This is a genomic window from Bradyrhizobium sp. WBAH42 (assembly GCF_024585265.1).
GTDB lineage: Bacteria > Pseudomonadota > Alphaproteobacteria > Rhizobiales > Xanthobacteraceae > Bradyrhizobium.
This window is the reverse complement of record NZ_CP036533.1, coordinates 2,390,264-2,411,819: the sequence shown is the minus strand read 5'-3', so window position 1 is coordinate 2,411,819 and position 21,556 is coordinate 2,390,264. Positions and strand designations below refer to the sequence as shown.

The following is a 21,556-nucleotide window of genomic DNA, read 5'->3' as shown; positions in this document are numbered from 1 at the left end:
GAATTGTCCTTCACGACTTCTTTGCGATCCGCGCCGCCTTGTCTGCGTCGTACCACCAGATGAACGGGAAGCCCGACTGACCGTATTTGGGCAGTTCCGCCGGCCGGCCAAAGCGATCCCAGCGTGCGGTGCGGACCTTGTTGTAGGTCCATTGCGGAACGACGTAGTGATTCCACAACAGCACGCGGTCGAGTGCCTTGGTGGCCGCGACGAGATCGTCGCGATCAGTGGCGTAGATCACCCGCTCGATCAGCTTGTCGACGGCCGGATTCTTGATGCCGGCGATGTTGCGCGAGCCGGCGATGTCGGCCGACTTGGACGACCAGAACTCGCGCTGCTCGTTGCCCGGCGATTGCGATTCGCCCCACGAGTTCGTGACGATGTCGAAGTCCCACTCGCGCGTCCTGTTCTCATATTGAGTCGGATCGACCGTCCGCACGCTCACGGCAATGCCGAGCCGCTCCAGCGACGGCTTGTAGAACAGCGTAATTCGTTCGAAGCTGGGATCCGAGTTGAGCAGTTCCAGCGAGAACTGGGCGCCGGTCTTGACGTCGATCAGCTTGCGGTCGCGCACCTCGTAGCCGGCCTCCTTGAACAGGCGCAGCGCCTCACGCAGATTGTCACGCACCGCTTCCGGGTTGCCTCCTACCGGATTGGTATAGGCCGTCGTGAAGACTTCGGGCGGCACCTCGGCGCGAATCGTCTCGAGGATCTCCAGCTCTTTTCCCTGCGGCAATCCGGTTGCCATCAGCTCGTCGATGCCGTCGAAATAGCTGCTGATGCGCTTGTACTGACCGAAGAAGATCTGCTTGTTCATCTCCTCGAAATCGAACGCGTAGTTGAGCGCACGACGAACACGCGGATCGCTGAACTTGGCGCGGCGCAGGTTCGGCACGAAGGCCTGCATCACGCCCGAGCTGCGATTGGCGAATTCCTCGAGGATTACCCGCTTTTCGGTCACGGCCGGGAAATCGTAGGCGGTCGCCCAGCTCTTCGCGCTGTTCTCGGTACGCCAATCCACCTGGTCGGCCTTGAAGGCCTCGATCGCAACGGTGCCGTCGCGAAAATATTCGTAGCGCAGCTCGTCGAAATTGTTGCGGCCCACATTTATGGGAAGATCGCGACCCCAATAGTCCTTGACGCGCTCCAGCGCGATCGACCGTCCTGCAACGAAATCCTTGATCTTGTAGGGACCGGACCCGAGCGGCACTTCGAGCGTGGTGGTGGACACATCGCGCTTGCGGCCCTGCGCATCGGTCCCCTCCCACCAATGCTTCGGCAGCACGATGAGCTGCCCGACGATCTGCGGCAGCTCGCGGTTACCCGGCGCGTCGAACACGAACTTCACCTCGCGCTCGCCGACCTTCTCGGCCTTCACCACATGGCTGTAATAGGCCGAGTACATCGGATGGTGCTTCTTGAAGGAATCGAGCGAGAAGATCACGTCCTCCGGCGTGACGGGCTTGCCGTCGTGCCATTTCGCCTGCGGCCGCAGGCGATAGGTGACGAAGGAAAAATCGTCGGGATGGCTGACCGCTTCGGCCAGCGCGCCGTATTCGGTCGAGACCTCGTCAAGCGACTGGGTCAGGAGCGATTCGTAGATGAATGCGACGGCGCCGGCGACCTGGCCCTTCACGCCCGAGACGACGATGTTGAAATTGTCGAACGTGCCGACGGCGATCTGGCGCGCCACGCCGCCTTTGGGCGCGTCCGGATTGACGTAGTCGAAGCGCTTGAAGTCGGCGGGATACTTGACCTTTCCGAACAGGGACAGCGCGTGGCGCCAAGGCAACCCATTAGAAGGCAGCTCGCTTGCCGATTGCGCCTGTGCCGTGCCGGCGACGGGAACGCCCGCGACGGAACCAAGGGCTGGAAGCGCTGCCGCAGCAGTGCCGGTGAGCAGGAGATCGCGTCGGGTAATGGCCAAATCAACATCCCTGTCTTGAAGGAGGCTACTCCTTTAAGTTCCCAATATAGGCGAGGTTTCGACGGAATATGTTGCTTTTTCCTCATCTTGGAAGCCCGGCCGGCCTATCGGATGCGGCCAAACGCCCCGATAACGTCGTTGCGAGGCCCGGATAAGGAAACGGCCAGGCTTTTCAGCCTGGCCGCATATCCGAAAAATGCTCTGGAAGTCTTACTTCGACGCGGTCGGCAGCGGCTGCGGATGCTCCGACAGCGAGTTCAGATAGGCAATGACGTCGGCGCGCTCGGAATCCTTCGGAATGCCGGCGAAGCCCATGGCAGTGCCCGGGATGAAGCCCTTCGGGTTGGCAATGAACTTGTTGAGGTCGTCGAAGGTCCACGTGCCGCCCTTGGCCTTCATGGCAGCCGAGAAGTTGAAGCCGCCACGGCCCTCACCCCGCTTCTCGCCGACCACGCCATAGAGGTTCGGACCGACACGATTGGGGCCACCCTTCTCGAAGGTGTGGCAGGCGCCGCACTTCTTGGCGGCGGCAGCGCCCTTCTCGACGGAGGCAGTCTGGAGCAGCTTTTCGATCGGCTCGGAGGAGGCTGCGGCGGCGCCACCTTCCTTGCCATGGCCAGCGTCTTCCTTCACCGCGATCTCGAAGCCCGGCTTTTCCGGCATCTTGGGGGAGAACAGTGCACTCGCGGTGAAGCTCGTCACCAGTAGGAAGAGACAGGTGCCGAGCACGGCACCGAGAATCTTATTGAGTTCGAAAGAGTCCATTTCCGGCCAGGCCCCACCGCAAGAAGGAAACAGCGGCCCAAGCGGCCGCCAGGACGAGCCTCGGGAGAATCAAACGTTCCTTATTGTTTCCCCGAGTTTTGCCATTGAGATATCGGTTTGCCCGGGGTCTGGCAACCCGTATAAGCGAGCCGGCTTCAGGCCCGTCCCCATCCCATTTCCCGGTGCGGAAAACGCTCCGTTTTCAGGCTCTTGACCCTAGACCTTTGAACCCAATGATCGATCCCCGCATCCTGGTTCTGATCCCGGCCCGCATGGCGGCCACCCGCCTGCCCGGCAAGCCGCTCGCCGATATCGCGGGACTGCCGATGATCGTGCATGTGCTGCGCCGTGCAGAGGCCGCTGCAATCGGCCGGGTTGCGGTCGCGACCGACACCGACGAAATCGCCTCGGTCGTGACCGCCCATGGCGGTGAGGCAGTGATGACCCGCGCCGACCACCCCTCCGGCTCCGACCGCATCCACGAAGCCATGCAGAAGCTCGATCCCGAGGGCAAGGCCGAGATCGTGATCAATCTCCAGGGCGATTTCCCGACCATCACGCCGCAGACCATCCGCGAGGTGCTGCCCCCCTTCGACGATCCCGCGGTCGACATCGTCACATTGGCCTCGCAGATCCACACCGAGGAGGAGGACCTCGCGCCGAGCGTGGTGAAGGCGATCGGTTCGCCGATCGGGCCGAAGCGGTTGCGGGCACTTTATTTCACTCGCGCCACAGCCCCTTACGGCAACGGACCGCGATACCATCACATCGGGCTTTATGCCTATCGCCGCGCGGCGCTGGAGCGGTTCGTATCGCTGCCGCCGTCGCCCCTGGAACGTCAGGAGAGCCTGGAGCAGCTCCGGGCGGTGGAGGCCGGCATGCGGATCGACATCATGATCGTCGATAGCGTGCCTCGCGGCGTCGACACGCCGCCCGATCTCGAAACCGCGCGCAGCATCCTTTCCAAATCCTGAGCCGCTGCTACAAGGCCGAGCATGAGCAAGATGAAGATCGCATTCCAGGGCGAACCCGGAGCCAATTCCCACATCGCCATCGTCGAGGCCTATCCCGGCGCCGAGCCGATGCCCTGCGCCACGTTTGAGGACGCGCTGTCGGCGATCTCGTCGGGCGAGGCCGACCTCGGCATGATCCCGATCGAGAATTCGGTCGCCGGCCGCGTCGCCGACATCCATCATTTGCTGCCGGCGTCCGGCCTCTTCATCGTCGGCGAATGGTTTCTGCCGGTGCGGCATCAGCTGATGGCGGTGAAGGGGACCAAGCTCGAGGACATCAAGAGCGTCGAGAGCCACGTGCACGCGCTCGGCCAGTGCCGGCGCATCATCCGCAAGCTCGGCATCAAGCCGATCGTGCACGCCGACACCGCCGGCAGCGCCCGCGACATCTCGGAGCGCAAGGACAAGACGGTGGCCGCGATCGCCTCGCGCCTGGCGGCAAAGATCTACGGCCTAGACATCCTCGCCGAGGACATCGAGGACGAGGCCCACAACACCACGCGCTTCGTGGTGCTGGCGCGCGAACCGAAATGGGCCGCGCAGGGCTCCGGCCCGCTGGTCACGACTTTTGTTTTCCGCGTGCGCAATTTGCCCGCGGCGCTCTACAAGGCACTCGGCGGCTTCGCCACCAACGGGGTCAACATGACCAAGCTCGAGAGCTACATGGTGGACGGCAATTTCTTCGCCACGCAGTTTTATGCCGACGTCGACGGCCACCCCGACGACAAGGGCCTCGCCTTCGCCATCGACGAGCTGAAATTCTTCTCGCGCGAATTCCGCATTGTCGGCGTGTATCCGGGCCATCCGTTCCGCGCGACATTCAGCGAGGCGCAGGATTGATAGCGTGTCCCGGACGCGCGAAGCGCGAGCCGGGACCCAGGGACAGAATACCCAGTCGCGAGATGGGCCCCGGCTCTGCAGCGCACCGCTGCACCGGACGATACTTCGCATCGCCGGGGAAGCGCTGCGCTGCGTCCGGGGCACGAGAGCGGGTTTACGCGCTTTCTCTTTTCGCCAGCCCGAACGCCTCCGCCAGCAGCGAATACGACTTCTTTCGCGCCTCGTGGTCATACACCGCCGTGATTACCATCAGTTCGTCCGGTTTGCTCGCGTAGATCAAGGGCTGCAGCTTCTTCTGCACCGTCGCGGGGCTGCCGACGAACAGGCGCGAACGGTTGCGCAGAATCGAGGTGCGCTCGGCATCCGTATACGGATAGGCCATGGCCTCCTCGACGCTCGGCAGCGGCAGATATTGACCACGGTCGCGGCGAAGGCGGTTGAGGTCGAAGGACGAGGCGAGCCTTTCGGCCTCCTCGTCGGTATCGGTCGCAATGACGGCGACCGCGAGAATGGCATGCGGGCTCGCGCGCCACGCCGAGGGCTGAAATCGATTGCGGTAATGCACCATCGCATCGATCGCGTCGTGGGATGCGAAATGATGGGCGAAGGCGAAGCCCATGCCGACCTGGGCGGCCAATTCCGAGGAATAATCGCTGGAGCCAAGCAGCCAGATCGGCGGTAGCCTGGTGTCGTCGGGCATGGCGACGACGTTGTTGTATGGGTGCCCTGCGGGGAATTCGCGCGTCTCCCACAGGATCAATTCGTGCAGGCGCTCCAGGAAATCGTCGCCCTCGCGACGGTCGAGCCGGCTTCTGAGCGCGTAGGCCGTGGCGCCGTCGGTGCCCGGCGCGCGGCCGAGACCGAGATCGATCCGGCCGGGAAACAGCGCCTCCAGCATCTTGAAGCGCTCGGCGACGACCAGCGGCGCGTGGTTGGGCAGCATCACGCCGCCGGAGCCGACGCGGAGATGCTTCGTCACCGCCGCGATCTGCCCGATCATGACATCGGGTGCCGGGCTCGCGACAGAGGCGAGGTTGTGATGCTCGGCGAGCCAGTAGCGGACATAGCCGAGGCCATCGACGTGACGCGCCAGATCGATGCTGTTGCGTAGCGCCGCGGCGGGCTTGGTGCCTGTTGTGACGACGGAGAGGTCGAGGACGGAGAGCGGGATCATGGCCGGTTAACGTAATGGAGGCCGTCGCGGCGGCAATGGGCGGGCTGCGCAGGCCTGACGTGTACGGACGGGCGGGCCCGCCAGCGGCTCAGGTTGGGCCAATTGCTGCTCGTTTGTAGACAGTTTTTATCCTGCCCACCACGAAATCAGGCCCGCGAAACGACGCCAAAGAACAATAATTCTTTTTAAATCAGTATATTATGCCGGCCATCCTCTTTCCCACCAGATGCGCGATTCAAACGAAGAAACTGCACATTGGCCCCTAAATGGGCAACTTCCCATCAATGATGGGCTGTCGACCCGGGGGCCTTTGCCGTATTTTAGGTCTCCGAAGCTAGATCCGATCGCCGGCCTACATTGGAGTGAGTGGCGCCATGACTGACCTGACGACGCCTGCGACAGCCGACCGGCAAGATGGGCACCTGAAACGGCCTGCGATCTCCTTCGAATTCTTTCCGCCCAAGACGGAAGAGATGGAGCGCAATCTCTGGGAGACTATCAACCGGCTCGCCCCGCTCGAGCCGAAATTCGTCTCGGTGACCTATGGCGCCGGCGGCTCGACCCGCGAGCGCACCCATTCGACCATCGCGCGCATCCTGCAAGAGACCGCGCTGCTGCCGGCGGCGCATCTGACCTGCGTCGGTGCTTCGCGCGGCGAGATCGACGAGATCGTCGACCGCTATCACGAGGTCGGCGTCCGCCACATCGTGGCCTTGCGCGGCGATCCCGTCGGCGGCATCGGCACGCCCTATTCGAGCCATCCCGAGGGTTATCAGAGCTCGGCCGCGCTCGTCGCCGGGATCAAGAAGCGGCACGGCGATATCGAAGTCTCGGTCTCGGCCTATCCCGAGAAGCATCCTGAATCGCGCGACTTCGACGCCGATATCGACACGCTCAAGGCCAAGGTCGATGCGGGTGCGACGCGCGCGATCACCCAGGTGTTCTTCGACAACGACCTCTACTTCCGCTATCTCGACCGCGTGCGTGCGCGCGGCATCGATATCCCGATCGTGCCCGGCATCATGCCCATGCACAATTTCAAGCAGGCGCGCAATTTCGTCACCCGGAACGGCACCTCCGTGCCCGACTGGCTCGCCGCGAAATTCGAGGGCCTCGATGACGATGCCGAAACGCGCAAGCTGGTGGCCGCGACCGTCGCCGCCGGCCAGGTGCAGAAGCTCGCCAAGCACGGCGTCGACACCTTCCATTTCTACACCATGAACCGCGCCGATCTCGTGTTCGCGATCAGCCATTTGCTCGGCATTCGCGCCAAGAGCGCGCAGAAGGCGGCATAAGAGAAAATGACCGTGACCGTCTCTCCGAAGCGAACTGCTCTCCTTGCTGCCGCGCGCGAGCGCATCCTCGTGCTCGACGGCGCCATGGGCACGATGATCCAGAACCTGCAGCTCGACGAGAAAGCCTTCCGCGGCGAACGCTTCAAGAACTTCCATCGCGACCTGCGCGGCAACAACGACCTGTTGATCCTGACGCAGCCGCGGGCGATCGAGGACATCCACGCGGCCTACTTGCGTGCCGGCGCCGACATCGTCGCGACCAACACCTTCTCGACGACCTCGATCGCGCAGGCCGATTACGACCTCACCGACATCGTCTACGAGATGGCGCGTGAGGGCGCCCGCCTAGCCGGCAATGCCGCCCGCCGCGTCGCGGCCGAGGACGGCAAGCCGCGCTTCGTCGCCGGCGCAATCGGTCCCACCAACCGCACGGCCTCGATCTCGCCCGACGTTTCCAATCCCGGCTATCGCGCCGTCACCTTCGACGATCTGCGCGAGTCCTATGGCGAGCAGATCCGCGGCCTGATCGACGGCGGCGTCGACCTGTTGCTGGTCGAGACCATCTTCGACACGCTTAACGCCAAGGCGGCGCTCTATGCGATCGCGGAGATCACCGAAGAGCGCGGCATCGACATGCCCGTGATGGTGTCAGGCACCATCACCGACAAGTCCGGCCGCCTGCTGTCGGGGCAGATGCCGGAAGCGTTCTGGAATTCGGTGCGGCATGCAAAGCCCGTGACCATCGGCTTCAACTGCGCGCTCGGCGCCGAAGATCTGCGCGCGCACATCGCCGACATCGGCCGCGTCGCCGACACGCTCGTGTGCGCCTATCCCAATGCCGGCCTGCCCAACGAGTTCGGCCAGTATGACGAGACGCCGGAGTACATGGCCCGCCTCGTCGGCGAGTTCGCGCGCGACGGCCTCGTCAACATCGTCGGCGGCTGCTGCGGCACGACGCCGGACCATATCGCCGCGATCGCGGCCGCGGTCGCCCCGCACAAGCCGCGCATCGTGCCGGAGATCAACCCGCGCCTGCGGCTCTCCGGCCTCGAGCCTTTCGTGCTGACCGACGCGATTCCCTTCGTCAATGTCGGCGAGCGCACCAACGTCACGGGATCGGCGCGTTTCCGCAAGCTGATCACCGCCGGCGACTACACCGCCGCGCTCCAGGTCGCGCGCGACCAGGTCGAAAACGGCGCGCAAATTATCGACGTCAACATGGACGAGGGCCTGCTCGATTCAGAAGCGGCGATGGTGACCTTCCTCAACCTCGTCGCCGCCGAGCCCGACATCGCCCGCGTGCCGGTCATGGTCGATTCCTCGAAATTCTCGGTGATCGAGGCCGGCCTGAAATGCGTGCAGGGCAAGCCGGTCGTGAACTCGATCTCGATGAAGGAAGGCGAGGAGAAGTTCATTCACGAGGCGAAGATCGCCCGCCGTCATGGCGCGGCCGTCGTCGTCATGGCGTTCGACGAGGTCGGCCAGGCCGATACGTTCGCGCGCAAGACCGAGATCTGCAAGCGCGCCTACGACATCCTGGTGAACAAGGTCGGCTTCCCGCCCGAGGACATCATCTTCGATCCGAACATCTTCGCGATCGCGACCGGCATCGAGGAGCACAACAATTACGGCGTCGACTTCATTGAGGCGACGCGCTGGATCCGCCAGAACCTGCCGGGCGCGCATGTCTCGGGCGGCGTCTCCAATCTGTCGTTCTCGTTCCGCGGCAACGAGCCGGTGCGCGAAGCCATGCACTCGGTGTTCCTGTATCACGCCATCAAGGCCGGCATGGACATGGGCATCGTCAATGCCGGTCAGATGATCGTCTATGACGACATCGATCCGGAGCTGCGCCAGACCTGCGAGGACGTCGTCCTCAATCGCGACCCCGGCGCGAGCGAACGCCTGCTGGCGCTCGCCGAGAAATTCCGCGGCAAGAAGACGGAAAGCAAGGAAGCCGATCTCGCCTGGCGCGAATGGCCGGTGGAGAAGCGGCTGTCGCATTCGCTGGTGCATGGCAACACCGAGTTCATCGAGCAGGACACCGAGGAAGCCCGCAAGAAGTCCTCGCGCCCACTCGATGTCATCGAAGGCCCGCTGATGGCCGGCATGAACGTGGTCGGCGACCTCTTCGGCGACGGCAAGATGTTTTTGCCGCAGGTGGTGAAGTCCGCGCGCGTCATGAAGCAGGCCGTTGCCTACCTCATGCCGTTCATGGAGGAGGAGAAGGCGCGCAACCTTGCGAGCGGCATCGGCACCGAGGGCTCCTCGTCCGCCGGCAAGATCGTCCTCGCGACGGTGAAGGGCGACGTCCACGACATCGGCAAGAACATCGTCGGCATCGTGCTCCAGTGCAACAATTTCGAGGTGATCGACCTCGGCGTGATGGTGCCGGCGGCGAAGATCGTCGAGACCGTGAAGGCGGAGAAGGCCGACATCGTCGGGCTCTCGGGCCTGATCACGCCCTCGCTCGACGAGATGGCGTTCTTCGCCGGCGAATTGCAGCGTGAAGGCTTGAGGCTGCCGCTCTTGATCGGCGGCGCCACCACCAGCCGCGTGCATACCGCCGTGAAAATCGACCCGAGCTATCGCGCCGGTCCCGTCGTGCACGTCAACGATGCCAGCCGCGCCGTCGGGGTCGCCTCCGCACTGCTCTCCCCGGAGAAACGCGAGACCTATGCGGCCGAGGTGCGCGCCGAATACGCCAAGATCTCGGAGGCGCATCTGCGCGCGCAGGCCGACAAGAAGCGGCTGAAGCTCGCTGATGCCCGCGCCAACCGCGTGCCGGTCGACTTTGCCGCGAACAAGCCGGTGAAGCCGACCTTCTTGGGCATCCGCAGCTTCGACGAATATGATCTCGCCGAGCTCGTGCCCTATATCGACTGGACGCCATTCTTCCAGACCTGGGAGCTCGCCGGACGCTTCCCTGCCATTCTCGACGACGCCAAGGTCGGCGAGGTCGCGCGCTCGCTCTATGACGATGCGCGCAAGATGCTCGACACCATCGTCAAGGAAAAGTGGTTCCGGGCGCGCGCGACGATCGGCTTCTGGCCGGCGAATGCGCAAGGCGATGACATCGTGCTCTATGCCGACGAAAGCCGGACCAAGAGCATCGCGACGCTGCACACGCTGCGCCAGCAGCTGGAGAAGCGCGAGGGCCGCTTCAACGCGGCGCTGTCCGACTTCATCGCCCCGGCCGGCGTGCCCGATTACATCGGCGGCTTCGTCGTCACCGCTGGGATCGGCGAGGACGCCGTTGCCGACCGCTTCAAGATGGCCAACGACGACTATTCCTCGATCCTGTGCAAGGCGCTGGCCGACCGCCTCGCCGAGGCCTTTGCCGAACGCATGCATGCCCGCGTGCGCCGCGAGTTCTGGGCCTATGCACCTGACGAGGCGCTCTCCAACGATGAGCTGATCCTGGAGAAATACCAGGGCATCCGCCCCGCGCCCGGCTATCCCGCGCAGCCCGATCACACCGAGAAGGCGATACTGTTCGAGCTGCTCGATGCGGAGGCGACCGCCGGCGTGAAGCTGACCGAGAGCTTTGCGATGTGGCCGGGCTCCAGCGTGTCCGGGCTCTATTTCGCCAGTCCCGAGAGCTATTATTTCGGCGTCGGCAAGATCGAGCGCGATCAGGTCGAGGACTACGCGGCGCGCAAGGGCATGACGGTAGCGGAAGCCGAGCGCTGGCTCGCGCCGGTGCTGAACTACATCCCGTCGCAGGACAAGGCCTTCGCCGCCACGCCGGCGAACGACGAGATGCCGAAAGATCTCGCCTCGCATCCGCCGGGCTGCACCTGCGCGGTGCACCTCGTCTGGCAGAAAAAGCGCGCCGGCGCGGGGTAAGCGGGCCTGCAAAACAAAAGTTGAGAAAACAACCCCATGCACAGTAGCGATGGGGTTGAAAGACTTGAACAATTTCGGCCTTGCCGAAAAACGCGTTGCGACGTCGGGCAAAACAGGGGTAGTGTTGCATCATCGGGCTGCTGTAGCGGTCCGACACTCTCGCCAGGCCCAGCGCCGTCATTCCGGGGCGCGCCTCTTGGCGCGAACCCGGAATCCATTTGTCCTCATCTCCCGCTGCACGATGGATTCCGGGCTCGCGCTTCGCGCGCCCCGGAATGACAGACGGCCTCAGCCCTTCGGCGGGGACAGCGGTTGTACGATCTCCTGGAAGGGGGCCAGTGCCTCGCAACGCTCGCCATGCGCCGCGAGCGCCGGATAGCGCGACGCATCGAACAGCTGCGGATGCGCTTCGCGGGTGAAGCGAACGACGCAGGCTACCGCAATGTCGGCATGGCCGATGCGTGTCCCCAGCCAGTACGGCGTCGTCACCTTGGCGCGCTCGGCCTCGAGCACCTCCAGCACGTCCGCGATCTGTGCCTGGCAGCGCTCGACCCACAGCGCGAGCTGCTCCTTCCGCAGCACGCGCTCGTAGAGCAGGCTGACCGCCTTGTCGCCGAGGCCGGAGGCGAGCGCGCAGATGCGCAAATACTTGCGCCGCTCGGTGCCGCCGCGCGGCAGCATGGCCTTCTCGGGCCCGACGAGGTCGTCGAGATAATCCAGGATGATCATGCTCTCGATCAGCGCCTCGCCGTCGTCGAGCACCAGGGTCGGCACGCGGCGCAACGGATTGTAGGGCGCGATCTTGTCGGCATCGCCGAAGGTCGACCACGGCTTGTGCTCGAAGGCGAGCCCGTAGAGCCGCAGCGCAATCGCGACGCGGCGGACGAAGGGGGAATCATATTGGCCGATCAGGAACATGGTTCTCGCTCTTCTCGATCATTGAACAAGGCAGGGCCGATCAGTCTCCACGACGGGCTCGGCGCGGCGCAACAAAAATCTCGGAAAGGGAGCATTGCGCCGGCTGCAACGAGGTCCGCGGGCGGCCTTGCGCTCAAAGGCCGTCCTGGATCGAGCGCTTGATCGCGGCGATGGCCGTCTCGTTGCGCTTGTACATCGTCCATTGCTTGATGCGCTTGGCGCGCACCAGCTTGGCTGCCGTCAGCACCCGCATGTGCTCGCTCAATGTCGGCGCGCTGACCCCGAGCTTTTCGGCGATCAGCAATCCGCAGACGCCGTCCTCGACCAAGTCGCCATCTTCCTGCTCGCGAAAATGCCGCCGCGGATCCCGCAGCCATTCCAGGATCTGCAGGCGGCGTTCGTTGGCGAGCGCGCGCAAGGCGACGGCAAATTTCATTTAGCCATTTTGCTAATTAGCTAATTGATGTCAACGCTCCCTTGGGCTATCCTGGACGGTATCATGACAGCGACAATGGACATCAATCGGGAGCGGATTGCGGCGACCGAGCCGGTCATCCGTCCGCATATCAGGCGCACGCCGCTTGTTCAGGCCGATCTCGCCGATTTCGGCCTGCCGGCAGCGCCCGTCACCTTCAAGCTCGAGATGCTGCAGCATTCCGGATCGTTCAAGGCGCGCGGCGCCTTCGCCAATCTGTTGCTGCGGCAGGTGCCGCAGGCCGGTGTCGTCGCCGCATCCGGCGGCAATCACGGCGCGGCCGTCGCCTATGCGGCGCGGCGGCTCGGCATTGCCGCCACGATCTTCGTGCCCGACATCACCTCGCCGGCCAAGGCCGAGCGGATCAGGACTTACGGCGCAAAGCTCGTGATCGCGGGCAGCCGCTACGCCGATGCGCTCGCCGCGAGCGAGGCGCATGTCGCCCAGACCGGCGCGCTGGCCGTCCATGCCTACGATCAGGCCGAGACCCTGCTCGGCCAGGGCAGTGTCGGACTGGAATTGGAGCAGGATGCGCCCGGCATCGACACGCTGCTGGTGGCGGTCGGCGGCGGCGGGCTGATCGGCGGCATTGCGGCGTGGTACGCCGGCCGGACGCGCATCGTCGCGGTCGAGCCGGAACAATCGCCCACCCTGCACGCCGCGTTCGAGGCGGGCGCGCCGGTCGATGCGCCGGGCGGCGGCATCGCCGCCGACAGCCTTGCGCCGCGGCGCGTCGGCGAGCTGATGTTTCCGGTCGCGCGGGCCCATGTCGAGCGCGTCGTCCTGGTCAGCGACGATGCGATCCGGCAGGCCCAGGCGGCGCTGTGGTCGCACTTGCGCCTCGTGGCCGAGCCCGGCGGCGCCGCCGCCTTTGCCGCGGTGCTCTCCGGCCGCTATCGTCCTTCGCCTGCCGAGCGTCTCGCGATTTTGGTCTGCGGCGCCAACACGACGGCGGTGAATTTCGATAGCTGAGTGGGAATGACATGACGGCACCGCGCGGACTGATCCTGATAGCGATCCTGCTGCCGATAATCGGTGCCACCCACGCCCAGAACCGCCAGATCGACGACCGCCCGACCGGCTTTCTGACACCGTCGAGGAACATCGCCTGCCAGTTCTTCACCGACAATGGACAAGGCGTGCTCCGCTGCGACATCATGAACATGGACGCGCGCCCGCGTCGGCCCGCCGATTGCGAGCTCGACTGGGGCCACGCCTTCGAGATGAGCGCGAAGGGCGCCGCAAGCCGCATCTGCGCCGGCGACACCGTGATGGATCCCTCGCTGCCGGTGCTGGCCTATGGCGAGGTGTGGCAGCGCGGGGGATTCACGTGCCGGTCGGAGGAGAGCGGGCTGACGTGCTTCAATGCGATGCAGCGGGGGTTTTCGCTGGCGCGGGGGAAGCAGGAGGTGTTTTGAGATCGTAGGCCCATTGCATGCGGAAAAGCAGGTCCCGGACTTTGCTGTGCGCCATCCAGTACGGCGCCGCCGCCCTTTGATGTGCTAATCAGAAGATTGACGTCAGCGCAGCACTTCGTCATTGCGAGCGCAGCGAAGCAATCCAGAAACTCTTCGTGCAGACATTCTGGATTGCTTCGTCGCAAGGGCTCCTCGCAATGACGGTGAGGAGGCAGCCGCACACTACTCGATGATCGGCACGTGCTTCGCCGCATCTCGCGGCGATCTCCCGTCGAGGCGTGGGTCGTCGTCGATTTCGATCTGGCGGCGGAAGGGGTGGAAGCCGGTGCGCTGATAGAAGGCCACCGCCCCGGGATGATCGAAAGTGCAGGTGTGCAGCCAGAGGCGGCAGAGGTCGCGTGACCATGCGATCTCCAGCGCGCGGTTCATCAGGAAGCGGGCGGCACCCGTTCCGATCAGGCCGGCGGTGACGCCGAAATAGACCACCTCGCACTGGCCGGGTTCGCGGAAATCCAGCTCCAGAAAGCCTTCATCGCGCCCATCCTCGACGAGGGCATAGACCTCGACGCCGGGCGCATGGATGATTGCGGCGAGTTCGGTGTCGGTCAGATGCGGCCGCGCCAGCCACAGCCAGTTCTCGCCGACGCGGCGATAGAGATCGCGGTACCAGGGAAGCCCGGGCGCATCGACCTTACGCAGGGACCAGTTTCCCGGCGGATCGTCGCGGCGCGCGGGAGGTGCGGTCATCTCCAGATGGGTGACGATTGCGGCGATCTTGCCGTTCGGGACGTCGGAATAGCCGTCGGGAACGATCATGATTCTTGCTTCTTTCGTTGTGGGCGAGCGGGCGGCGCCGTTTGAGGCACCAGAGCAGCGCCACACTCCGTCATTGCGAGCGTAGCGAAGCAATCCAGAATCTTTCCGCGGAGGCAGTCTGGATTGCTTCGTCGCAAGAGCTCCTCGCAATGACGACGTGAAGGCAGTTGAGCACGCCTCGCGGCATCGAGCTGCGACGCTGTGCCTACCTACGCCTACGCCTATCCCTCCCCCTCGTCGCTCGCCAGCACGCCCTTCACCGCGCGTGCCCAGCCGGCGAGTTTCCGCTCGCGCGTCGCCTGGCTCATGTTCGGCTTGAAGCGGTGCTCGAGGCGCCAATTGTCGGCGAATTTGGTCGGCTCGGGATAGACGCCCGCATTGAGGCCGGCGAGATAGGCGGCCCCTAACGCCGTGGTCTCCTGGATCACGGGGCGATCGACCGGTGCATCCAGGAGATCGGCGAGGCGCTGCATGGTCCAGTCGGAGGCGGTCATGCCGCCGTCGACGCGGAGCACGACGCTGGCGGTTTCCGAGCTCGGCCAGTCCGCGCGCATCGCGGCCCAGAGGTCGAAGGTCTGATAACAGACGCTCTCCAGCGCCGCATGGGCGAGCTCGGCGGGGCCGGTGTTGCGGGTGAGTCCGAACAGCGCGCCGCGGACGCGCGGATTCCAATAGGGCGCGCCCATGCCGACGAAGGCGGGGACGAGATAAACGCTCTGCATGGAATCCGATTGATCGGCAAGAGGTCCGGTCTCGGCGGCATGCTTGATGATGCCGACGCCGTCGCGTAGCCATTGCACCGCGGAGCCGGCGACGAAGATCGAGCCTTCGAGCGCGTAGGTGCGTTTGCCATCGAGCTGATAGGCAACGGTGGTGAGCAGCTTGTTCTTGGACATGACCGGCGTGGTGCCGGTGTTGAGCAGCGCAAAGCAGCCGGTGCCGTAGGTGGACTTCATCATGCCCGGGCGGAAGCAGGCCTGGCCGATGGTGGCGGCCTGCTGGTCGCCGGCGATGCCGGAGATCGCGATGGGGCCGCCGAACAGGTCCGGCGTGCTCTCGCCGAAGCGGGCAGAGGAATCCTTCACCTCGGGCAGCATCGAGCGCGGCACGCCGATGATCGCCAAGAGCTCGTCGTCCCATTCGCCGGTGTGGATGTTGAACAGCAGCGTGCGCGAGGCATTAGTGGCGTCGGTGGCGTGCACCTTGCCGCCAGTGAGGCGCCAGAGCAGGTAGCAATCGATGGTGCCGAACATCAATTCGCCGCGCGCGGCGCGCGCCCGGGCGCCCGGGACGTGGTCGAGGATCCAGGCGACCTTGGTGCCGGAAAAATAGGGGTCGATGATCAGGCCGGTCTTCTGCGAGATCACCGGCTCGCGGCCTTCTGCTTTCAATTTTGCGCAGATGTCGGCGGTGCGGCGGTCCTGCCAGACGATGGCGCGGTGCACGGCCTGGCCGGTGGCGCGGTCCCACACCACGGTGGTCTCGCGCTGGTTGGTGATGCCGATCGCGGCGATGTCCTTTGCGGTGATGCCGGCGTGCTCGATCGCCTCGCGGCAGACCATCACGGTCGAGGTCCAGATGTCCTCGGGCTCGTGCTCGACCCAGCCCGAGGCCGGAAAATGCTGCGGAAACTCGGCCTGCGCCTTGGCGGCGATGGAAATATCGCCGCGAAACACGATCGCGCGCGAAGAGGTGGTGCCCTGGTCGATGGCGAGGACGAAAGACATGGCGGCTTACCTTGATGTTTTCTTGGATGTGTTCTTGGCGTTTCCCGGAGGGGTCGTTGTGTCGGGCCAAAGGGAGCGGATTGGAGGCAGAAGGTCAAGATTGGATGCGTCGGGTGCCACGCTTACTTACCCTCCCCTGGAGGGGGAGGGTCGCTCGCGCGCAGCGCGAGCGGGGTGGGGTGAAGCCACAAAGGCGGTCTCACATTTGTTCCGCCGAAGGCTTTTCCGTTCATTCAGGAGCACTGCGCTCGCGGATGGTCTGTCACCCCACCCCGGTTCGCATTCCGCTTCGCTGCATGCGAACCGACCCTCCCCCCTCCGGGGGAGGGTAAGAGAAGGGTCGCGCGAGCCGCTAGGTTCGGCGGTGCTTTAAGGGTGTCGCTTCTGCCTCGCGCGATCCGTACAGCTCGACATAGATACGCTCCATCACCGCGGTCAGATCGGTCGTGATCTCCGAATTCCAAAACCGGATGACGCGGTAGCCTTCGTGTTCGAGCCAGCGTTGGCGTTCGAGATCGCGTGTGTCCGTATGGTCTTCATTGTGGTGGCCGCCATCGAGCTCGATGATGAGACGCTTGGCGGGGCAGAAGAAGTCCACGACGTACGGACCGATCGGCGCTTGCCGGCGGAAGTGTGAGCCATCCATCGGTAATTCTTTGAGGGCTCGCCACAAGATGCGCTCATGTGGGGTTGTATTCGCCCTCAGCTCTTTCGCGGCGTTACGTCGGATTGATGTTGAGACCATTGCCTTGGCTTCACCCCACCCCGTCCCCCTCCAGGGGAGGGTAAGCGACGCCCGTCACGCCGGCAACCAGAAGTCGCGTCCCGGCAGAGCCGACAAGGCTATGACCATCTCGACCAAAATGCTAAATGCCATGTCGGGCCAATGGGGCGGCATGACTTTCACCTCCTTTCAGTTCGGCGTCTTCGTGGCGGCCGTGTTCGGCGCTTATTACCTGCCGCCGCTGCGCGGCTTCCAGGTGCAGCTGCTGGTGGCCGCGAGCGTGTTCTTCTACGGGTTCGGCCAGCCCGAGCTGCTGCCGCTGCTGCTGGTCGCGGTGATCGGAACCCATGTCTGCCTGGTGCTGGCGTTCGAGAACCGGGCCGTGTGGATGCCGGCCGGCATCGTCTTCAACCTCGGCCTGCTGGCGTTCTTCAAATACAAGTTCCTGTTCGTCGATGCCACCGCAAGCCACCTGACCGGCGTCGCGCCGCTCGACTTCCTGCTGCGGCTGCCGCTGCCGATCGGCATCTCGTTCTTCGTGTTTCACAACATCAGCCTGCTGGTCGACCTGACGCGCGAGAAACGCACCGCAAGCCTGCGCGAGGTCTTCCTCTACATCATCTTCTTCCCGCAGCTGGTGTCCGGCCCGATCACCCGCGCGGCCCAGTTCATGCCGCAGATCGTGCCGAAGCGGATCAGTGACGTCGCCTTCATCGAGGCCGCAAAATGGATTCTCGTCGGCTATTTCTTCAAGCTGTATGTGGCGAACAATCTCAACGAGATGACGTCCTACATGGACTTCCCGCTCCACGAGACGCTGCGCACGCAGGACCGCTGGCTGCTCGTGTTCCTCTACAGCTACCAGATCTACGCCGACTTCTTCGGCTATTCCGGGATCGCGCTCGGCCTCGGCCTCTTGTTCGGCTATCGGCTGCCCGTGAACTTCAACCTGCCCTACATCTCGACATCGTTCTCGGAGTTCTGGACGCGCTGGCACATCTCGCTGTCGAGCTGGCTCAGGACCTATCTCTACATTCCCCTTGGCGGCAACCGGCACGGGGGCTTGCGCACCTATCTCAACCTGATGATCGTGATGACGCTCGGCGGGCTCTGGCATGGCGCGAGCCTGAGCTACGCGCTGTGGGGCATGGCGCACGGGCTGCTGCTCGCCATCGAGCGGCCGTTCCTGAAGCTTCTCGGAGATAGCAGTCCTGCGTTGCGCGTCGTCCGGATGGGCGTCGTGTTCTTCTGCGTCACGATGCTCTGGATCTTCTTCAAGCTGCCGAATTTCGACCACGCGATCAGCTACCTCAAGGGCATGTTCATCGCGACGGACGCGCCCAATCCGCCGAAGCTGTTCTATAATCTCGCCCTGCTCTACGCGCTGCCGGTGATCATCCAGCATGCCGGCATCGGCGCGCTCGTCGACGGCCGGTTGCGGCGATGGGAGCCGTATCTCTATGGTGCGCTGGCGGCGCTGGCCTATCTCGAAGCCGGGCCCGACAGCGCCTTCATCTACTTCCAGTTCTGACCATGCGGCAGGATACGACACTTTCGTGGATGATCAGGTGCGCCGGCGGCGCCGCGATGCTGCTGCTCGCCTGCGGCCTCGCCACCGCGCGCTTCGGCTCGGCCCTGCAGCAGCCGGCCGTCACCACGCGCGACGGCAGCCTCGTCACCCTCAACCGCTATGTCCGGGAGCCCACGCCTGACATCGTGCTGGTCGGCAGCTCGGTCGCGTGGCGCCTGAAGGAGGAATATTTCTCGTTGCCCCGCATCCGCAACCTGGCGCTGGCCGGCGGCTCGCCGGTGACGAGCCTGGAGATCATCGCAAGGCAGAAAAGCCTGCCGAAGATCGTCCTGATCGAGGCCAATGTGCTCACGCGCCTGCCGGACGACGCGCTGATCGAAAAATTCTCCGGCGGCGCGGACAACGATGCGCGGTTCCTGCGCCCGGTGCGAACGGCGGTGGCCGCCTACGAGACCTGGAATCACACCCCGCCAAGCCCCGCGGAGGCGCGCGCGGCGCGGGATCGCCTGCTCGGCGAGCCACCGAGCACTTTCGACAACAAGATCCATCTCGACCGCGCTGTGCAACAGATGAACGACGAGGACCCAACGGTTGCGGCGCGGGTGAATGTGGCGCGCATCAAGGCGCTCATCGACGAGATCGAGCGGCGGGGATCGCGCGCCTTGCTGCTCGAGATTCCCTTCGCGGCGGAGATCGAGGAGTCCCGCATGGTCAGGATGAGCAAGGCGATCGTCCACACGGCCTTCCCGGATGGCGGGCGCTGGCTGCCGATCCATCCGCCGATCGGCGAGCTGCGCTGGGCCGACGGCGTGCATCTCGACGAGCGGTCCGCCCTGATCGTGGTGCGCGCCATCGAGGGCGCGCTGGCGGCGCGCGGGGCTACACCGCCGCGGTCGTGACTCCGCCATCGATGACGATGGTCTGGCCGGTCATGAAGCTCGAGGCGTCGGAGGCGAGGTAGGCGACGGCGCCGGCGATCTCGTCGGGCTCGCCGATGCGGCGCAGCGGCGTGGTGGCGGTGCGGCGCTTCAAATTGGCTTCGTCTTCCCAGAGCGCGCGGGCGAAGTCGGTCTTGACGAGGCCGGGCGCGATGCAGTTGACGCGGACGCCTTTCGGGCCCCATTCGCCGGCGAGCGAACGGCACAGCGCGAAGTCGGCGGCCTTGGAGATGCCGTAGGCGCCGATCACGGTGGAGCCGCGCAGGCCGCCGATCGAGGAGATGATGATCACCGAGCCCTTGCCGCGCTCGGCCATCTCAGGGATCGCGAGCGCGGCGAGCCAGATGTTGCTCTTGACGTTGCTTCCCATGATCTTGTCGAAGGCTTCGTCGGTGATGTCGAGCAGCGGGCCGTAATACGGGTTGACCGCGGCGTTGCAGACCAGGATGTCGATCTTGCCGTAATGCTTCGTGGCGCCTGCGATCAGCGCCTCGACCTCGGCCTTGCGCGCGATGTTGCAGGGGATGACGATGGCGTCACCGCCGGCCGCATTGATGCCGTCGGCGACCTCCTTGCAGGCCTCCGCCTTGCGCGAGGAGACCACGACCTTGGCCCCGAGCCTGGCGAGCAGCTCGGCGGAGGAGCGGCCGATGCCGCGGCTGGAGCCGGTGACCACGGCGACCTTGCCGGTGAGATCGAACGGGGTGTTTTGCATTTGGTGTTCTCGATGCTTCAACGGCTTCCGTCATTGCGAGGAGCGAAGCGACGAAGCAATCCAGACTGCCTCAACGGAAGGATCCTGGATTGCTTTGCTTCGCTCGCAATGACGATGTGGAGAGATCACGGGACCATCGCCTCTTGATGCCCCGGGATGACGCCAAGGCGTCAGATCAACCCGCCCGCATCGGCGACGCGGCGCTGGTGGTAGTCGGTGTCGCCAAAGGTGTTTTCGATCATGGTGAGGCGCTTGAAGTAGTGGCCGATCTTCGCCTCCATGGTCATGCCGATGCCGCCGTGGAGCTGGATCGATTGCTGGCCGACGAACTTCAGCGACTTGCCGATCTGCACCTTGGCCGCGGCGATCGCGTTGCTGCGCTCCTTGGCGTCCTCGAAATCACCAGCCATGGTCGCGAACATCGACATCGAGCGCGCCTGCTCGGTGGCGACGAACATGTCGGAGGCGCGGTGCTGCAGCGACTGGAACGAGCCGATCGCGACGCCGAACTGCTTGCGCGTCTTGATGTACTCGACCGTGGTCTTGAGCGATTCGTCCATCAGGCCGACCGCTTCGGCGCAGAGCGCGACGCGGGCCTCGTCCACGACACGCTCGATCAGCGCGAGCGAATCCTCGGGGTTGCCGAGCACGGCATCAGGTGCGACCTCGACACCGGTGAAGGTGATGTCGGCGGCGTGCAGGCCGTCTTGCGTGGGATAGGACTTCCTGGCGACGCCCTTGGCATTGGCCGGGACCAGGAACACGCCGATGCCTGATTTGTCGCGGCGGTCGCCCTTGGTGCGTGCGGTGACGATCAGGGTGTCGGCGTTCTCGCCGTTGAGCACGACGAACTTTTCGCCGTCGATCACGTAGCCGTCGCCCTTCTTCTTCGCGGTCGTGGTGACGTCGAACAGATCATAGCGCGAGTTCTTCTCGAGCTGGGCGAAGGCGAGCGTCTTGCTGCCGTCGATGATCCCCGGCACGTGCGCGGCCTTCTGCGCATCGGTGCCGGCATGACGCAGGAAGCCGCCGCCGATCACGACCGTGGCCAGATACGGCTCCAGCACCAGCGCCTTGCCGAGCGCCTCCATCACGATCATGGTCTCGACGCCGCCGCCGCCGAAGCCGCCGTCGGCCTCGCTGAAGGGCAGGCCCAAAAGACCCTGCTCGGCGAGCTTGAGCCAGACCGTTTTGCTCCAGCCGCCCTTCTCCGCCATGTACTTCTTGCGCTGCTCGAAATCGTAGGAATCGGTCAGCAGGCCGTCGATGCTTTCCTTGAGAAGCCGCTGCTCCTCGGACAGATCAAAATCCATGTTTTTCTCCAAATCGGCGGGAATTGTCCTGCCGTCGTCCTCACCCTCAGACGTCATCCCCGCGAAGGCGGGGATCCAGTAAACGCAGCCGCCGGCTGTACTCACGACCGCCGCGGCG

At 64.6% G+C, this 21,556-nt stretch carries 18 protein-coding genes; 8 read left to right on the top strand and 10 right to left on the bottom strand.

Features of this window, described 5'->3' with window-relative positions:
* Positions 1-10: 10 nt before the first annotated feature.
* Positions 11-1,927, bottom strand: coding sequence for an extracellular solute-binding protein (locus tag DCG74_RS11225; protein ID WP_172784927.1), 1,917 nt, complete (start codon positions 1,925-1,927; stop codon positions 11-13).
* Positions 1,928-2,137: 210 nt separating this feature from the next.
* Positions 2,138-2,692: a cytochrome c family protein gene (locus tag DCG74_RS11220; protein WP_172784928.1), complete on the bottom strand. Its 555-nt coding sequence runs from the start codon at positions 2,690-2,692 to the stop codon at positions 2,138-2,140.
* A 233-nt stretch (positions 2,693-2,925) separates the two neighbouring features.
* Here DCG74_RS11220 and DCG74_RS11215 point away from each other — a divergent pair, with 233 nt between their 5' ends.
* Entirely contained in the window at positions 2,926-3,666 is a 741-nt protein-coding gene (locus DCG74_RS11215) for a 3-deoxy-manno-octulosonate cytidylyltransferase (protein ID WP_172784929.1), read from the top strand.
* Between the two features lie 21 nt (positions 3,667-3,687).
* Positions 3,688-4,545 carry a prephenate dehydratase gene (locus DCG74_RS11210; RefSeq protein WP_172784930.1) on the top strand — a complete coding sequence of 286 codons (858 nt, stop codon included), beginning with the start codon at positions 3,688-3,690 and terminating at the stop codon, positions 4,543-4,545.
* A gap of 154 nt (positions 4,546-4,699) precedes the next feature.
* Here the strand turns inward: DCG74_RS11210 and DCG74_RS11205 are convergent, their stop codons facing one another.
* A complete protein-coding gene (locus tag DCG74_RS11205) occupies positions 4,700-5,719 on the bottom strand; it encodes an LLM class flavin-dependent oxidoreductase (RefSeq protein ID WP_172784931.1) in 1,020 nt (339 codons plus the stop codon).
* A gap of 374 nt (positions 5,720-6,093) precedes the next feature.
* Here DCG74_RS11205 and metF point away from each other — a divergent pair, with 374 nt between their 5' ends.
* The gene (metF, locus tag DCG74_RS11200) at positions 6,094-7,014 is read left to right on the top strand and encodes a methylenetetrahydrofolate reductase [NAD(P)H] (protein ID WP_172784932.1); all 921 of its coding nucleotides are present in this window, start codon (positions 6,094-6,096) and stop codon (positions 7,012-7,014) included.
* A 6-nt stretch (positions 7,015-7,020) separates the two neighbouring features.
* Positions 7,021-10,863 carry a methionine synthase gene (gene metH / locus DCG74_RS11195; RefSeq protein ID WP_172784933.1) on the top strand — a complete coding sequence of 1,281 codons (3,843 nt, stop codon included), beginning with the start codon at positions 7,021-7,023 and terminating at the stop codon, positions 10,861-10,863.
* 288 nt (positions 10,864-11,151) lie between these two features.
* Here metH and DCG74_RS11190 read toward each other — a convergent pair whose 3' ends face one another.
* Positions 11,152-11,781: a glutathione S-transferase family protein gene (locus DCG74_RS11190; protein ID WP_172784934.1), complete on the bottom strand. Its 630-nt coding sequence runs from the start codon at positions 11,779-11,781 to the stop codon at positions 11,152-11,154.
* A 133-nt stretch (positions 11,782-11,914) separates the two neighbouring features.
* Entirely contained in the window at positions 11,915-12,217 is a 303-nt protein-coding gene (locus tag DCG74_RS11185) for a helix-turn-helix transcriptional regulator (RefSeq protein ID WP_057028173.1), read from the bottom strand.
* A 27-nt stretch (positions 12,218-12,244) separates the two neighbouring features.
* Between DCG74_RS11185 and DCG74_RS11180 the strand changes: the two genes are divergently transcribed.
* On the top strand, positions 12,245-13,228 hold the full coding sequence (locus DCG74_RS11180; RefSeq protein WP_172784935.1) for a threonine/serine dehydratase: 984 nt from the start codon (positions 12,245-12,247) through the stop codon (positions 13,226-13,228).
* Positions 13,229-13,239: 11 nt separating this feature from the next.
* Positions 13,240-13,674 carry a DUF6636 domain-containing protein gene (locus DCG74_RS11175; protein ID WP_172784936.1) on the top strand — a complete coding sequence of 145 codons (435 nt, stop codon included), beginning with the start codon at positions 13,240-13,242 and terminating at the stop codon, positions 13,672-13,674.
* Positions 13,675-13,896: 222 nt separating this feature from the next.
* On the opposite strand, the gene DCG74_RS11170 is transcribed toward DCG74_RS11175, so the two are convergent.
* The 3 genes from DCG74_RS11170 to DCG74_RS11160 form a co-directional block, all read right to left on the bottom strand.
* Positions 13,897-14,490 (bottom strand): N-acetyltransferase, encoded by a 594-nt coding sequence (locus tag DCG74_RS11170; protein WP_172784937.1) that lies wholly within the window; start codon positions 14,488-14,490, stop codon positions 13,897-13,899.
* Positions 14,491-14,711: 221 nt separating this feature from the next.
* Positions 14,712-16,217: a glycerol kinase GlpK gene (gene glpK / locus DCG74_RS11165; protein WP_172784938.1), complete on the bottom strand. Its 1,506-nt coding sequence runs from the start codon at positions 16,215-16,217 to the stop codon at positions 14,712-14,714.
* Positions 16,218-16,569: 352 nt separating this feature from the next.
* A complete protein-coding gene (locus DCG74_RS11160; RefSeq protein WP_172784939.1) occupies positions 16,570-16,962 on the bottom strand; it encodes an endonuclease domain-containing protein in 393 nt (130 codons plus the stop codon).
* A 100-nt stretch (positions 16,963-17,062) separates the two neighbouring features.
* Between DCG74_RS11160 and DCG74_RS11155 the strand changes: the two genes are divergently transcribed.
* Both DCG74_RS11155 and DCG74_RS11150 read left to right on the top strand, forming a co-directional pair.
* Complete coding sequence (locus tag DCG74_RS11155) at positions 17,063-18,472, top strand: MBOAT family protein (protein ID WP_172784940.1); 1,410 nt, start codon at positions 17,063-17,065, stop codon at positions 18,470-18,472.
* A 29-nt stretch (positions 18,473-18,501) separates the two neighbouring features.
* Positions 18,502-19,371: a hypothetical protein gene (locus tag DCG74_RS11150; RefSeq protein WP_172784941.1), complete on the top strand. Its 870-nt coding sequence runs from the start codon at positions 18,502-18,504 to the stop codon at positions 19,369-19,371.
* Here the strand turns inward: DCG74_RS11150 and DCG74_RS11145 are convergent.
* Positions 19,352-20,125, bottom strand: coding sequence for an SDR family NAD(P)-dependent oxidoreductase (locus DCG74_RS11145; RefSeq protein WP_172784942.1), 774 nt, complete (start codon positions 20,123-20,125; stop codon positions 19,352-19,354). The genes DCG74_RS11150 and DCG74_RS11145 overlap by 20 nt on opposite strands.
* A 170-nt stretch (positions 20,126-20,295) precedes the next feature.
* On the bottom strand, positions 20,296-21,438 hold the full coding sequence (gene pimD / locus DCG74_RS11140; RefSeq protein ID WP_172784943.1) for a pimeloyl-CoA dehydrogenase small subunit: 1,143 nt from the start codon (positions 21,436-21,438) through the stop codon (positions 20,296-20,298).
* Between the last annotated feature and the right edge of the window lie 118 nt (positions 21,439-21,556).

Excerpts from the sequence above, each read along its gene's own strand:
- DCG74_RS11190 (WP_172784934.1), bottom strand. The coding sequence starts at position 11,781 with ATGTTCCTGATCGGCCAATATGATTCCCCCTTCGTCCGCCGCGTCGCG.
- DCG74_RS11160 (WP_172784939.1), bottom strand. The coding sequence starts at position 16,962 with ATGGTCTCAACATCAATCCGACGTAACGCCGCGAAAGAGCTGAGGGCG.
- DCG74_RS11170 (WP_172784937.1), bottom strand. The coding sequence starts at position 14,490 with ATGATCGTTCCCGACGGCTATTCCGACGTCCCGAACGGCAAGATCGCC.
- DCG74_RS11215 (WP_172784929.1), top strand. The coding sequence starts at position 2,926 with ATGATCGATCCCCGCATCCTGGTTCTGATCCCGGCCCGCATGGCGGCC.
- DCG74_RS11155 (WP_172784940.1), top strand. The coding sequence starts at position 17,063 with ATGACCATCTCGACCAAAATGCTAAATGCCATGTCGGGCCAATGGGGC.
- DCG74_RS11185 (WP_057028173.1), bottom strand. The coding sequence starts at position 12,217 with ATGAAATTTGCCGTCGCCTTGCGCGCGCTCGCCAACGAACGCCGCCTG.
- DCG74_RS11205 (WP_172784931.1), bottom strand. The coding sequence starts at position 5,719 with ATGATCCCGCTCTCCGTCCTCGACCTCTCCGTCGTCACAACAGGCACC.
- DCG74_RS11180 (WP_172784935.1), top strand. The coding sequence starts at position 12,245 with ATGTCAACGCTCCCTTGGGCTATCCTGGACGGTATCATGACAGCGACA.
- glpK (WP_172784938.1), bottom strand. The coding sequence starts at position 16,217 with ATGTCTTTCGTCCTCGCCATCGACCAGGGCACCACCTCTTCGCGCGCG.
- DCG74_RS11210 (WP_172784930.1), top strand. The coding sequence starts at position 3,688 with ATGAGCAAGATGAAGATCGCATTCCAGGGCGAACCCGGAGCCAATTCC.
- DCG74_RS11145 (WP_172784942.1), bottom strand. The coding sequence starts at position 20,125 with ATGCAAAACACCCCGTTCGATCTCACCGGCAAGGTCGCCGTGGTCACC.
- DCG74_RS11175 (WP_172784936.1), top strand. The coding sequence starts at position 13,240 with ATGACGGCACCGCGCGGACTGATCCTGATAGCGATCCTGCTGCCGATA.
- DCG74_RS11220 (WP_172784928.1), bottom strand. The coding sequence starts at position 2,692 with ATGGACTCTTTCGAACTCAATAAGATTCTCGGTGCCGTGCTCGGCACC.
- metH (WP_172784933.1), top strand. The coding sequence starts at position 7,021 with ATGACCGTGACCGTCTCTCCGAAGCGAACTGCTCTCCTTGCTGCCGCG.
- DCG74_RS11150 (WP_172784941.1), top strand. The coding sequence starts at position 18,502 with ATGATCAGGTGCGCCGGCGGCGCCGCGATGCTGCTGCTCGCCTGCGGC.
- pimD (WP_172784943.1), bottom strand. The coding sequence starts at position 21,438 with ATGGATTTTGATCTGTCCGAGGAGCAGCGGCTTCTCAAGGAAAGCATC.
- metF (WP_172784932.1), top strand. The coding sequence starts at position 6,094 with ATGACTGACCTGACGACGCCTGCGACAGCCGACCGGCAAGATGGGCAC.